At 68.2% G+C, this 13,666-nt stretch carries 11 protein-coding genes; 2 read left to right on the top strand and 9 right to left on the bottom strand.

Features of this window, described 5'->3' with window-relative positions:
• The first annotated feature begins 30 nt into the window (after positions 1–30).
• Positions 31–816 (top strand): META domain-containing protein, encoded by a 786-nt coding sequence (locus ACIA12_RS28320; protein ID WP_396370087.1) that lies wholly within the window; start codon positions 31–33, stop codon positions 814–816.
• Here ACIA12_RS28320 and ACIA12_RS28315 read toward each other — a convergent pair.
• Genes ACIA12_RS28315 through ACIA12_RS28305 form a run of 3 tightly spaced genes read right to left on the bottom strand, consistent with a single transcriptional unit; the run spans position 803 to position 5,567 of the window.
• Positions 803–3,760 carry a sugar-binding protein gene (locus ACIA12_RS28315; RefSeq protein WP_396370086.1) on the bottom strand — a complete coding sequence of 986 codons (2,958 nt, stop codon included), beginning with the start codon at positions 3,758–3,760 and terminating at the stop codon, positions 803–805. The two genes, ACIA12_RS28320 and ACIA12_RS28315, sit on opposite strands and share 14 nt — an antisense overlap.
• 54 nt (positions 3,761–3,814) lie before the next feature.
• A complete protein-coding gene (locus tag ACIA12_RS28310) occupies positions 3,815–5,215 on the bottom strand; it encodes an NAD(P)H-hydrate dehydratase (RefSeq protein ID WP_396370085.1) in 1,401 nt (466 codons plus the stop codon).
• A 1-nt stretch (position 5,216) separates the two neighbouring features.
• Entirely contained in the window at positions 5,217–5,567 is a 351-nt protein-coding gene (locus tag ACIA12_RS28305) for a holo-ACP synthase (protein WP_396370084.1), read from the bottom strand.
• A gap of 93 nt (positions 5,568–5,660) precedes the next feature.
• On the opposite strand from ACIA12_RS28305, the gene coaA reads away from it, so the two are divergent.
• A complete protein-coding gene (coaA, locus tag ACIA12_RS28300; protein WP_396370083.1) occupies positions 5,661–6,614 on the top strand; it encodes a type I pantothenate kinase in 954 nt (317 codons plus the stop codon).
• Positions 6,615–6,814: 200 nt separating this feature from the next.
• Here coaA and ACIA12_RS28295 read toward each other — a convergent pair whose 3' ends face one another.
• From ACIA12_RS28295 to ACIA12_RS28270, 6 genes are all read right to left on the bottom strand, one after another.
• Positions 6,815–7,771 carry a hypothetical protein gene (locus ACIA12_RS28295; protein WP_396370082.1) on the bottom strand — a complete coding sequence of 319 codons (957 nt, stop codon included), beginning with the start codon at positions 7,769–7,771 and terminating at the stop codon, positions 6,815–6,817.
• A 152-nt stretch (positions 7,772–7,923) separates the two neighbouring features.
• Positions 7,924–8,898: a hypothetical protein gene (locus ACIA12_RS28290; RefSeq protein WP_396370081.1), complete on the bottom strand. Its 975-nt coding sequence runs from the start codon at positions 8,896–8,898 to the stop codon at positions 7,924–7,926.
• A 124-nt stretch (positions 8,899–9,022) separates the two neighbouring features.
• On the bottom strand, positions 9,023–10,153 hold the full coding sequence (locus tag ACIA12_RS28285; protein WP_396370080.1) for an MFS transporter: 1,131 nt from the start codon (positions 10,151–10,153) through the stop codon (positions 9,023–9,025).
• A gap of 111 nt (positions 10,154–10,264) precedes the next feature.
• Entirely contained in the window at positions 10,265–11,548 is a 1,284-nt protein-coding gene (locus ACIA12_RS28280; protein WP_396370079.1) for a PLP-dependent aminotransferase family protein, read from the bottom strand.
• Positions 11,548–12,741, bottom strand: a complete 1,194-nt coding sequence (locus tag ACIA12_RS28275) for an alpha-hydroxy acid oxidase (RefSeq protein WP_396370078.1) — start codon at positions 12,739–12,741, stop codon at positions 11,548–11,550. Before ACIA12_RS28275 ends, ACIA12_RS28280 begins: the two co-directional genes overlap by 1 nt.
• Entirely contained in the window at positions 12,734–13,663 is a 930-nt protein-coding gene (locus tag ACIA12_RS28270; RefSeq protein WP_396370077.1) for an alpha/beta hydrolase, read from the bottom strand. The genes ACIA12_RS28275 and ACIA12_RS28270 overlap by 8 nt, the downstream gene beginning before the upstream one ends.
• Positions 13,664–13,666: the final 3 nt, after the last annotated feature.

Raw genomic sequence — 13,666 nt, 5'->3', positions numbered from 1 at the left:
ATTATGAGGACGCGGATAGTAGTTGCGGCGGTGGCGGGAGTGATGATGCTGGCCGCCTGTGGGAGCGAGCCGTCCACGGGTGGATCAGGCGGCAGTGGATCTACCAGCAGCGCGCCTGCCGGAGGTGGATCGCTCGACGGGCGGTCCTTCCTGTCCGTCTCGCTGACCGAGGACGGTCAACCGAAGGAGCTGGCGCCGAAGACCCGGATCGGGCTGCGGTTCGCGGACGGCAACGTGCACGCCGAGACCGGCTGCAACCAGCTGGGCGGCGCAGTCTCCACCGCCGGCGGAAAACTGACGATCGACGTCCTGGGCGGCACCGAGATGGGCTGCGACGCCCCTCGGCAGGAGCAGCAGTACTGGGTCGAGCAGCTGCTCAAAGACCGGCCCGCCTGGAAGCTCGACGGCGACAAGCTCACCCTCACCCGTGGCGCCACCACGGTGGTCCTGCAGGATCGCAAGGTCGTCCAACCCGACAAGGCGCTCGACGGGACCACTTGGAAGCTCGAAACGGTCGTCGACGGCGATACCGAGTGGCACCTGGTGGGAGCGGAGAAGGCTCACCTGACGATCAGCGGTGAGCGCATCACCGGCTCGACCGGCTGCAACGACTTCGAGGGCGTGGTGGCCCGCGCGGCGGGCAAGCTCACCCTCGGGGAGATGGCCGTGACAGCCGCGGGCTGCACCGGTGACGCGGCCAAGCTCGAGCAGGGCGTTCTCTCTGCCCTGCACGGTGAGCTGACCTACACGATCGAGGCCGACCGCCTGCAGCTTCGCGCCGCAGACGGCAAGGGCCTCGACCTCACCGCCCGCTGAGCCGTACGTCGAACGCCTGCACCTTGTTCTGCGCTGTCTCGAAGGACATCAGGAGTCTGCCGTCCGCTGCCAGCCGGGTGCGTTGCGCCTTGGTCAGTGGGATGGAGATGTGCTTGACCCCGCTCTGGAGTTGCTGGCTCGTCTGCTTGACCACGTGGCCGCTCATGTCCGGCGACCACGGCGGGTAGCCGCCATCCGTGACAGCACATGGCGTAAGGCCGTAGTCAGGCGCTGGGTCGGCGGCCGGCGAGCAGCTCGTCGTGTACACCGGGATCGCGCCGATCGCGCCCGTCCACAGGAACAGCCTTGCCGTCCCTGGGGTCCTGGCGAACGTGTAGAGCTCCAGTGATGCGCGGCCGAGGTCGGCGTACAGGAGCTTGAGGTCCTTGGTCGGTACGCGACCAGAGATCGGTACGCCGTTGCGCGCCGACTGGGCGATCGTCTGGGGCGACAGTGCCCCGTTGAGATTGGGGTTGGACACGTTGGGCGGTGCTGGGGTGGTCGGGCGATCGGCGGGTGGGGTGTAGCCGGTCAGGGTCGCTTGGCCCCAGCGGTACGGGTCGGATTGGACCGAGCCGATCGCCGACCAGCCGGTGCGGGTGCTCATGTCGATGTGCCGCAATGTCGTCGTACCGGCTGCGGAGGTGTCGTCGTTGTCGTACGGCGTGATGTTCAGCCCGAGTCTGGCCGGGTCGACGGCGGCCGGGAGGGCGGAGAGCGGGATCTTGACCTCGACGTCGTACCCGCCACCGGCGTACGCGTGCGGGGTGGTCGTCTCGTTGCTGCCGACCCACTTGGCCGTCGTGGCGACCTGGACGCCGGGGGCGTTGCCGATGCTGAGCGGGCCGGACGAGTATCCCTGGTGGTTGTCGGCGTCGCGCTCCCAGCACGGGCCGTTGGCGTTCGCCGGGTCGTTGGTGAAGGGGAAGATGCCGAGTTTGAAGGTGTTCGCGGTGTCCTTGAGTACTTGCGACGCGTTGCCGCGCGGGTCGAGAAGGATCTCGACGGAGTCGGTCTGCCAGTGGCCGACGCACTCCTGCGGGGTGACCGCGTAGGACTGGTATTCGTCGCGGACGTGGATGAAGAAGTACAGCGCATCGTCGGACCAGGTGACCTTGGCGGTACTTCCGGCGCCGCAGTCGTTGGCGTCGCTGCAACTGCCTTGCCAGACGCGACCGATGTCGAGCGTCGGCCCGTCGTACTCACCTGGCGTCGCCACGCCGTCGACAACCGGTGCCGCCGCAGCCTGCGGAACAGCCGTTGCCGGTACGAGCGACAGCGTCAGCGTCTCGCTGCTCGAGTCGGTGACAATTGGAATCTGCACATTCTGCGTCGCAGGCAAGGCTGTGTCGGTACTGGTGAGCTGGAACGTCACTGTGGCCTCGGCGCCGGGGGCGAGGCTTCCGTAAGGCTTCGTCGTCGCGTCGGTCGTGAAGTTGGCCGGAAGAGTCAACGCGACCGTGCCACTCCGGGGCTGACTCGACCAGTTGTCCACTACGACCGGCAGCGCGATCGTTGATCCGACCGCCATCGACTGGACCGCCGCCGACCTCCCCAGCCTGGTCGCCTGCGGCGCTGTCTGCGCCAGCCACTGGTCGTACTCCTGCCAGTTCCCCCAGCGCTGGAACCGGCCCTCGACCGGCGGCACGATCCGGACGACGTTGTCGGTGTAGCCGGTCTTGGTGCCGCTGGTGAAGAGGGCGGAGATCTTGAAGTTCTGGTTGACGGCCGCGGTGGCGCTCGGCGTGACCGTGAAGGTCAATTCCTTGCTGCCGTTGATCTTGCCGGTTTGCTGCGGCGCGCTGACTGTCCAGCCCGCCGGGACTGTCAGTGCGGCTTGGCCCTTGGGCAGCGAGCCCTTGAGATGCAGGGTCGCCTGGAACGGTTCGCCGGCGACGTTGAGGAAGCGGGAGAAGGTCAGGTACTCGAGGGTGCCCTTGGGTAGACCGCCCGGATCCTGCTTGGTCGCGCCGAACAGGATCGCGTCGTCCTGACCGGCCGCGGGACTGCTGTTCGGCTGGAACGGTACGAACGACTGCGTCATCCCGAAGCGGGGACATGCGGGCGCCGAAACGCCCTTGTACATCACACGACTCTGGGTTGGGTAGGCCGCGCGTCCCTCGTCCGCGACCTGCTGCCAGCTCTTCGGCGTACCGGCTGGTTTGCCTTGGAGGTTTCCGGCCGGCCACTGGTACGGCGAGTCGTAGCCGGTCCAGACGCCGGCGACCGGGTCCAGTCCGGTGGGGACGAAGCCGGTGGTGCAGTTGGCGGCCGCGGTGGTTCCGCCGGTGCCCGCGGTACTGCCGCCCGAGAACACCTTCTTGACCTGCCAGGTGCTCAGCGCGTTCTCGCCCTTGAGTTGCTCGGGGAACTTGGTCGGGTCGGCCGCGGCGAGCACGCCTTCCCAGATGAGGCGGCCTGCCTGCTGGTGGTTGCCGTGACCTGCTTGCAGAGTAGGCGTGAACCCGATGTAGATCTCCGGTTGGGTCGTCCGGATCACGCGGGTGACGCGGCGCAGGGTCTCCTGCTCGTCCCAGAAGTACTGCGTCAGCGGGGCGCTCTGGTTGTAGAAGAAGTCGACGCGGTCGAGGTTGAAGATGTCGATGGTGCCGGAGCGGTAGTGCGCGACGCGGTCCTCGTTCTCCCGGCGGAGCCCGAGCTCCGGGCCGAGCTCGTTGCCTGCGGAGTTCCCGCCGCCCTCGCCGCGGGTGACCATGATGATCCCGCACTTGGTGCCGTAGCGCTGATGCCAGACGCCGCAGGGCCCGATGATGCTGGTGTCGTCGTCGGGGTGGGCCCACTCCCCCATCACGTCGATCTTGGTCGCCTTGTCGGCGACATACCTACCGGCGGCCTGTATAGCCCGTGTGGCCTGCGTGGCTTGGGCGGGGAGGGCCGTGGCGCAGAGGACGGCGGCTGCGAGCAGGGCGAGCGTGCGCTTCATGTGCGATCTCCTCGGGCGGTGGAGGCACTGGCACTTCCCGTCCTACCCGGCTATTCACTCTTCAAGCAAGACCTGCCGGGTCGCCTCTGCAACGTTGGCAGCAACCTGCATCGCGGTGATCGGACCGCCGTTGGAGGCCAGGTTGGCGGCCGCGGCGTGCAGGTAGGCGCCGACGGCAGCGGCATCGATCGGGTTCAGGCCGCCTGCCAGGAAGGCCCCGGTCAGCCCGGCCAGTACGTCGCCCGCGCCGGCCGTCGCGAGCCAGGCGCCGGCGTTGGTGTTGACTCTGACCTGGCCGTCGGGCGCCGCGATGACGGTGGTCGAGCCCTTCAGGAGGACGGTCACGTCGAAGCGTTCAGCCGCCTCGCGGGCGTGCTTCAGGCGTTCGGTCTCCACCCGGTGGCGCTCGACGCCGAGGAGGCGAGCGAGTTCGCCCGCGTGCGGGGTGATCAGGACGTTCGTATGGTCGCCTGAGTCGTCCAGCGCCTTCAGACCGTCCGCGTCGAGCAGTACTGGCTCGTCGGCGTCGAGCAGCTCCCGGATCTTGTCGGTGTCGAGCTCATCGCCGAGGCCGGAGCCGATTGCCCAGGCTTGGACCCGGCCCTCGCCGGCCACCACCTCGGGGTGCTGGGCGCGAACCGCTTCGGCGACGGCGTCTGGGCCGACGTACCGGAGCATGCCGATCGGGCCGGCCAGGGCGCCGGAGGTGGCGATGACGGCGGCGCCTGGGTATTGGGTGGAGCCGGCCATCAGGCCGAGCACGCCGCGGGAGTACTTGTCGGATTCGCCGGTCGGTGTCGGGTACAGGGCGCGGATGTCAGGATCCTGGAGGGACTCGACCGGCGCGGGTGGCAGGTCCAGGCCGATGTCGACGAGATGCACCGGACCGCAGGCCGCGGCGGCCGGGTCGATCAGGTGACAGATCTTGTGCGTGCCGAAGGTGACCGTGAGTGCCGCCTTGACGTGCTCGGCAGGCGTCTCGCCGGTGTCGACGTCGACGCCCGACGGCATGTCGACAGCAATGATCGGCACCTGGTGTTCCTCGGCGACCCTCACCGCCGCCAGCGCCTCGGCCTTGAGCCCCGGCCGCCCTCCGATCCCAACAATGCCATCGACAACGACATCCGCCGTTTCAACTGCATCGACTGTCCCGACCCGACCACCAGCAGCTTGGAGGGCCGCAAGGCCTTCTACGTCGTACTTGTCCGACAACAGCACGGCGCTGACTTTTGCGCCTCGGCGGGCGAGGTGCGTACCGGCGTACAGGGCGTCTCCGCCGTTGTCGCCGCTGCCGATCAGCAGCACCACGCGGGCGCCATACGTGAAGCCAATGAAGTTGCTGATGGCAACGGCGAGGCCGGTCGCAGCGCGCTGCATCAGGGTGCCCTCGGGGAGTTTCGCCATCAGCGCGGCCTCGGCGGTACGGACCTGTTCGACGGTGTGGGCGCGGCGCATCTCAGCCCTCCAGGATGACGACCGCCGACGCGATGCCGGCGTCATGGCTCAGCGACAGATGCAGGCTCTGTACCCCGAGCCGCGCGGCCTGCTCGGCGACCGTACCGGTGATCTCCAGCCATGGCCGGCCAGTCTCGTCGGTCCGGACCTCGGCGTCGTGCCACTGCATCCCGGCCGGCGCGCCGAGCGCCTTGGCGAGCGCCTCCTTGGCCGCGAACCGGGCCGCCAGCGAGGCCGGCGGCTTCTTCGCCTCCGCCTCGGTGAAGACGCGATCACGCAGCATCGGGGTCCGTTCGAGCGTCTTCATGAACCGCTCCACGTCGACCACATCGATGCCCACGCCGACGATCATGGGGTCCCTGGTGTGACAACTGCCACACCCACAGTCTCGTTGCCGCACATGCCGGTCAGCGTATCCCCGCCGGGTGTGGGAAGAATGGGCCCCATGCTGCAGCCGTCGCGGGAGGTGACCCCGTACACCGAGCTGGACCGCGCCGCCTGGTCCCAGCTGGCCGAGACGACCGAGTCGCCGCTGACCGCCGAGGAGGTCGAGCGGCTGCGCGGTCTCGGGGACGAGATCGACATCGACGAGGTCCGCGAGGTCTACCTGCCGCTGTCGCGGATCCTGTCACTCTACGTACGGCACGCCCGGGCGCTGCACTCCGACACCGAGGCGTTCCTCGGCAAACCGGCCGCCACCCGGACGCCGTTCGTGATCGGCATCGGCGGATCCGTTGCCGTCGGCAAGTCCACCACCGCCCGGCTGCTGCGCGAACTGCTCGCCCGCTGGCCCGAGCACCCCCGCGTCGCACTCGTCACCACCGACGGCTTCCTCTGGCCGAACTCGGAACTCGAGCGCCGCGGCCTGATGCTGCGCAAGGGCTTCCCGGAGTCGTACGACCGCAAGTCGCTGCTGCGCTTCGTCGTCGAGGTGAAGTCCGGCATGGACAACGTCGAGGCGCCGGTCTACTCCCACCTGCACTACGACCGGATGCCAGGCGTCCGTACCACCGTCGAACAGCCGGACATCCTGCTGCTCGAAGGCCTCAACGTCCTCCAGCCGGCTCCTCGCCATGCCGACGGCAAGAGCGGCCTCGCGGTCAGCGACTTCTTCGACTTCTCGGTCTACGTCGACGCGGCCGCCGACGACATCCGCTCCTGGTACGTCCACCGCTTCCTGAAACTCTGGGAGACGGCCTTCCGCAACCCCGAGTCCTACTTCGTCCGCTACGGCGAACTCAGCCGAGCCGAGGCGATCGCGAAGGCCGAGTCCCTCTGGGACGGCATCAACGGCCCCAACCTCCGCGAAAACATCCTCCCCACCCGCTCCCGAGCCACCCTGGTCCTCCGCAAAGGCGCCGACCACGCAGTCCGCTACGTCCGCCTCCGCAAACTCTGAACCAACTCCCCACGCGGCCCCACGGACTGCGGTGGAGTTGCCCCCACGCGGCCTCGCCCGCCCGCGACGCAGGAGCGGGCGCGCGCAGGACGCGTGGGAGAACTCCGCCACAGCCGGCCAAGAGGTCGAGCCGGCCACGGCGGCCGACAGAACGGCGGGCCGCCGCAGGTTGTGCGATGGCCCGCCGTTCGGCTGCTGAGTTACTCGCCGATCAGCTGGTCGTAGTGGGTGGTCAGGGAGACGTGGCTGAGGCCGTTGAAGACGGCGGGGATCTTGCCGTACGACGTGATCGCGGTTGCCGTGCCCTTTGCCTTGCCGAAGGCGTACTGGTAGCCGGCGTCGGTGTCGTGGTCGACGCCGACCACCAGGGAGCCGCCGTTCTCGCCACAGCCCTGGACGACGAGGGATTCGTACGCCGCGAAGCCGGTGCTGCGGATCAGCTTGACGACGGGCTTCGAGCCGGCCGCGAGCGGGATCCGGATCGTGTAGAGCGCGCCGGCCTTGGTGGTCATCAGGAGTGTGTCGTACGTCGCGGTCTCGCTGATCACCGTCATCGCCTTGAACGACTTGAAGCCGGGGAACGAGCCGAACGACTTGTACCCGACACCGTTCTTCACGTAGCGGTACACGCTGCCGTTGGTGTTCAGGCCGTAAAGGTTCGCGTGCCGCGGCGCGAAGTTGCTGTAGTTGGAGGTGGCGATGGTCGTCATGTTGCCCCAGCCGGTCCCGATCTTGGTGCTGGTCGGCTTCGGGTCACCGGATTCGGGCAGGACGGTCGTGTGCCGGTACAGGCTTCCGCCCAGCAGGTACAGGCCGTAGTAGTAGAACTGGGTGCCCGAGGCGTTCGCCGCGGCGTACCAGGTCGCCGACGTACGGGTCGGGAGGAAGGTGAAAGGCGGGTACTGCGCCGAGCGCGGCGGCTTGGCGGCGGTGACGTCGACCGCCTCCATCACGTTCGCCGCGGTCGACCACGCGACCGAGCTGATGCAGGGTTCGGCGACGGCGGTAGCGGCCTTCGCCGACGGCTTCCCGGCGGCAGCCTTGGCCCAGGACGGCGTCGGCTCCCCCTGCGTGGCGGCGATCGCCGGTCCGGATGCGGCAGCGGCGGCGAGCATGCCGACCCCTGCCATCGCGAGCGCGAGGCGCTGCAACTTCATGAGATTTCCCCTCCAGGAAAAACAAGTTCTGGCTCGGTCGCACCGAGGTCAAGCAGACCGTAGCGGCGCGACCGGCCAGAACCCTCATCTGTTGCAGCTACTTGCAATAGCCCCGGGCCGTCGAAACGGTTGGCCCCGGTCGGATCGAGGTACTACTCGCCGTTCAGGTTGTCCTTGTACCAGGTGAAGGGGGCGTGGTTGTTTCCGTCGAGGACGGCCGGGATCTTGCCGTACGACGTGATCGCGGTCGCCGTGCCGTTCGCGTGGCCGAAGGCGTACTGGTAGCCGGTGGCGGTGTCGTGGTCGACGCCGATGACGAGCGTGCCGCCACGGTTGCCGCAGGCCTGGGTCGCGAGCGATTCGTAGGCCGACCAGCCCGACGACCGGATCAGCTTGAGGACCGGCCTGGCCGTCGCCGTGATCGGGATCCGGATCGTGTAGAGCCCGCCGGCCCTGGTGTTCAGCAGCAGCGTGTCGTAGGTCGCCGTCTCGCTGATCACGGCCATCGACTTGAAGGACGCGTAGCCCCCGAAGGAACCGAGCGCCTTGTAGGTGTAGGTCGTGCCGTTCTTGGCGTACCGGTACAGCTTGCCGTTGGTGTTCAGGCCGTACAGGTAGGCGTGGGTCGGTGCGGCGACCTGGTAGTTCGAGGTCGCGATGGCCCTGAAGGTGTTCCAGCCGGAGCCGATCTTGACCCTGGTGGTCTTCGGCTCACCGGTTGCGGGGAGGGTGGTCGAGTGCCGGTACAGGTAGTCGCCGACCAGGAAGACGCCGTAGGCGAAGTACTGGGTGCCGGAGGCGTTGGCCGCCGCGTACCAGGTCGCCGTGTAGTCGGACGGGCCGAAGTTGAACGGCGCGTACTGGTCCACCCGCGGCGGCTTCGCCGGAGTGACGTCGACCGTCTCGGTGACATGCGTGTACTTGGGAAAGACCAGCGACTGGATGCATTCGGCCTCGGCGGCCACGGACTGGTCCGACTTCGCCGTCGCCTCCTTGGCGCCGGCGGCCCGCTGCGCCCAGGACGGCGTCGGGTCGTTCTGGGTGGTGGCGAGGGCCGGTCCGGACGCGGCGGTGGCAGCCAGCATTCCGATGCCGGCGACTGCTACTGCGAGGCGCTGCAGCTTCATTCAGGTCATCCTCTCGGGCAAAGCAGTTCGGCCCGGGCACCCCGGGACCGAACTGACGGTAACTTCGCCACCAGCCGACGCGCGCGATATTTGCATCTTCGTGCAATGGATTGCCGCCCGTTCGTTACCTGGAGTGAGCGCGCAGGGTGGGGAGAGTGGCCACGGCGACCAGGGCGGCGGTCAGCGCGAAGGCGAGCGGATAGCCGGCACCAGCGACGACGAAGCCGAAAACGATGGCGCCGGCACCCCAGCCGCCGTCGTACGCGAGGTTCCACAAGGCGCTGACCTGGCCGTACCGGGTCTTGGGCGAGCGGTCGTACATGATCGCCAGGGTGAGGTTCTGGGCGGCGCCGAAGCCGATCCCGAAGAGCGCGGCACCGGTGATGACGGCTGCGGGGTTGCCGATGAAGACCAGCGAGCCGGCACCCAGGGCGGCCAGTGCGATGGCGGGCGGTAGCAATCGGGCCGGGCCGATGCGGTCGCCAAGGCGGCCGGACAGCCAGCGGGCGCCAGGTGCGGCGATCGCCTGCACCAGCAAGGCGATGGCGACGACGAGATGGTTGCCGGAACCCAGAGGTAAGAAGGTCACACTGATGCCTGCGGCAACAGTCACGGACGCGAAGACGCAGGTGGGCATCAGCAGTCCGCTCCCCCGCAACCCGCCCAGCACCTGCACGTGCTGCTCTGTCCCGCCGGTACTACGAGACGCCACGCCCGGCACCATCGCCAAGCCCGCCAGAGATGCAACCGCGGCGAGCACGAACAACGCGTCGTACCCGATCAGGTTGGTGAGGTAGACACCCAACGGCAGCCCGATCACCGCGGGGAGCCCGACCACGACGCCGTAGGTCCCCAGGGCCTCGCCCCGCCGATGAGCCGGAGCGATGTCGGCGACCAGCGCGACCGCGCCGACGACCATGACCGCCAACCCGGCGCCGCGAACCACACAGACGGCCAGCACGAGTGGGAGCGACGAGGTGAAGACCAGGGCAAGGGCCGGCGCCCCTAGCAGCACGAGCCCTGATGCGAGCGTTCCGCGGTACCCGAAGCACCTCAGCATCCGCGGCACCAGCAGCTCGACAGCTACCGCCGCCAGCATCATCGCCCCGGTCGACAGGCCGGCCCCGATGCCGCCGGCTCCGTTCGCCGCCAGGTAGAGCGGCACCACCGAGGTCAGCAGGTACATGCTCAACCCCGAGCCGAACACCATCATCAACACCCGCGCGAAGGCGGGCGTCACCAGCGCTGTCGGCATCACTGAAGATTGCTGGCTGGCGGGAAGCTCGCAAATCGTCATGGGATCACCGTACGAACTGACCGGTCTGCTCTACAGGTCCAGTTCTTGTGGCACGGAAAGGACCAATCCTCAGAGCTGATCGTGGATCAGGGCTGCGAGGCGGTTCAGTGCGGCGTCGATCTGGGCAGGTGTCACCGCGCTGCAGGAGAGACGGAGGGCATTGAGGGGCGCGTCGCCGTCGTAGAAGTGGCTCATCGGGGTGAAGAGGACGCCGTACTCGTGGGCGGACTTCTCCAGCAGGGCGTCGGTCACCGGGAAAGGGACCGTGACGACGATGAAGAAGCCGCCGGACGGGACGGTCCAACTGACGTCGCCGGCCGGGAAACGGGCGGCGAGGCCGTCGGTGATGGCGCGGAGGTTGGTGGCGTAGATCTCGCGCTCGCGCAGGGTGGCGGTGATCAGGCTGCAGTCGTTCTGGAGGAGCTTGCCGCCGATCACCGCCTGGGCGACGGCTGAGGTGTTGACCGTCAGCATGCTCTTGAGCTTGGAGAGTTCGTCGGCCAGCAGCCCGACCGTGCCGTCGGGAGCCGCGACCGTCTGGTCCGCGACGACATAGCCGACCCGGGCACCGGGCAGCGCGGTCTTGGCGAAGGAGCCGAGATAGATCACGCGACGCTCGGTGTCCAAGGCCTTCAGCGTCGGTACCCGGTCGACACCCGCTGCGGGGAACAGGCCGTAGGGGTTGTCTTCGAGCAGCAGGAGGTCTTCCTGGGCGGCGACCTCCAGCAGTCGCCGTCTTGTCTCCAGGTCGAGGCTGAGACCGGATGGGTTCGCGAAGTCGGGCATTACGTAGCAGGCGCGGGGACGGAGGCCCTCGGCCCGCGCGCGCTTGACGACGGCGACCAGATCTTCGAGGTCGACGCCATCGTTGCCCCCAGCAACTGGGAGGACCGGGAGATCGACGAGCCGGGCGGCGCCGGTGATTCCGACGTACGCCGGGGAGATGGCGAGCAACACGTCAGCGGGGGTCGCGCGGAGCGCGCGGAGTACGAGGACCATCGCCTCCTGGCAGCCGACCGTCACCACGATCGCGTCCGGGTCGACCGTGATGCCCTCGTCGGCGGCGAGGTTGCGGGCGACCAGTGGGTGGATGATGCCTTTCGTACGGCCGTACTGGAAGATCTGCCGCCGCACGCCCGCCTCGTCGAAGCCGAGTTCGTCGCGCAGATACTCAGCGAAGGTGTCGAGGTAGGAGTGCAGGTCCTCGAGCGCGTAGAACTCCTCGTACGGCCGCCCGGCCGCGAGCGAGATCGCGTCGGGGTAGTGGTTGGCGATCTCGTTGAGGAAGTTCATCGAGTTCAGCGCGCGGTCGGTGAGTGAGCCGTGCAGGTCGGTGACGTCCAGATCGGCCATCAGGCCCTCCCGGTGGTGAGGTGTGCGGCGGCGGCGACGTTCGCGCAGCCGGCCAGCAGCATCGCGTCGGCCAGCTCTTTGCGCAGCAGGTCAAGCGCTGCTCCGCACGCGTCGACGGCGAGGGCCCAGAGCAACGGACGGCCGACCAGTACTCCGGAGGCGCCGAGGGCGAGCGCACGCAGTACGTCCGTACCGCTCCGGATCCCGCTGTCCAGCAACACCTCGCACTCCTTGCCTACGGCATCAACAATTCCCGGCAATGCGTTGATGGAGGCAACAGCTCCGTCCAGCTGCCGGCCGCCGTGGTTGGACACAACGATGCCATCGGCCCCTACTTGTACCGCACGCACGGCATCACGTGGGTCGAGAATTCCCTTCAACAGCAGGGGAAGCTCAGTACGCTGCCGCAACCACTCGAGGTCACTCCACGACACCGCCGGCTCGAAGGCCGATGCAGTATGCGCCGCAACAGCAGACAACCCCGGTACGCCGACGTGCGCCTCACTCCGCGTGCCGACCAGGTTGGCCGCGACGACATCCTCAGGCAGTGCGAAGCCATTCCGCACATCACGCAACCGGCGACCCATCACCGGAACATCCACCGTCACCATCAGGGCGCCACACCCAGCAGCCTCGGCCCGGTCGACCAGCGACTCCACCATCGCCCGATCCCGCAACCAGTACAACTGAAACCACGAAGGTGCCGCCTCGGCGATCTCCTCCAGCGGGTAGCTGCTCAAGGTACTGATCACATACGGCACCCCTGCAACGGCAGCCGCCCGAGCCAGCAACAACTCCCCCTCCGGATGCACCAACCGCTGATAAGCCATCGGCGCCACCACCACCGGCATCCCCACCTGCCCGCCCAGCAGCCGACACCCCAAGTCCGCCGCCTCAATCCCCGCAAGCACCCGAGGCACAACAGTCACCCCGTCCAGCGCCGACCTGTTGAGCCGAAGGGTCGTCTCGCTCCCACTCCCACCCGCGACAAACTCACGAACCTCAAGAGGCAGCACCTCAGCCGCGAGCCCTTCGAAGTCCTCAAGACACAACGCGCCGCCGACCTCCGCCGGCGGCGGAGGTCGGCGGCGGGAATGCGGGAGCGCGTCCGGCGGACCGCATGCGGGTGCAGCCTCCGGAGCGGGCGCCGAGCCGGGGGTGGTGACCGGTGTGGGTGCTTGGAGGTCAGGCATTGGTGAAGGTTTTTCTCAGCCAGGTGGCGGAGTCGAGCAGGGCTTGGCGGGCGGTGTCGAGGATGCCGGACATGGTGTAGAAGCCGTGGGTCATGCCGTCGTAGCGGGTCAGTTCGGTGGGGACGCCGGCGGCGTAGAGCTTCTCGGCGTAGTACTCGCCTTCGTCGCGCAGCGGGTCGTACTCGGCGGTGATGACCAGGGCCGGGGGAAGGCCGGCATGGGAGGGAGCCAGGAGTGGCGAGGCCAGCGGGTTGGTGCCGTCGGACTCGTCGCGCAGGTAGTGCTTCCAGTACCAGTTGACTGAGGTGCGGTTGAAGAGGAACGGGTCGTCGCCCGCCCGCATCGAGGCGGTGTCCGAGCCGTACAGGGTGTTCGGGTAGATCAGGAGCTGGGCAGCCAACGACGGGCCGGAATCCCTTGCCAGTAAGGTGGTTGCGGCCGCCAGGTTGCCTCCGGCGCTGTCGCCTCCGACGGCTAGGCGGGCGACGTCCACGCCCAGTTCGACAGCGTGAGCCGCGATCCACTGGGTCGCTCGGTGACAGTCATTGACCGCCGCCGGGAAGGGGTTCTCCGGCGCCAGCCGATACCCGACGGTGATGACCTGACAAGGAACGAGGTTCGCCAGCCGACGGCACACGCCATCAGCGGTCTCGATGCTGCCGAGCGTCCAGCCCCCGCCGAAGAAGTACACAAGCGTCGGCAACGGCCCGTCCCCAACAGGACGGTAGACCCGCAACGTCAGCCCGGACTCCTCCATCACCAGCTCCCGAACAGAGTGCACCGGCTCCACCGCGCCGCCACCCGCCTGGATGGAGGCAAGGTCGGCAGCCCGTGCCTCGGCCAGTGTCTGCGTGTAGAGCTGCGGCACGTTGTCCGCCTCACGCTTCGCACGCATCTGTTCGACCTGAGGATCCAATGGCATCTG

Source organism: Kribbella sp. NPDC051620 (genome assembly GCF_044453825.1).
Classification (GTDB): domain Bacteria; phylum Actinomycetota; class Actinomycetes; order Propionibacteriales; family Kribbellaceae; genus Kribbella.
The sequence above is the reverse complement of the archived record's forward strand: the minus strand, read 5'-3'. Positions and strand labels throughout refer to the sequence as shown.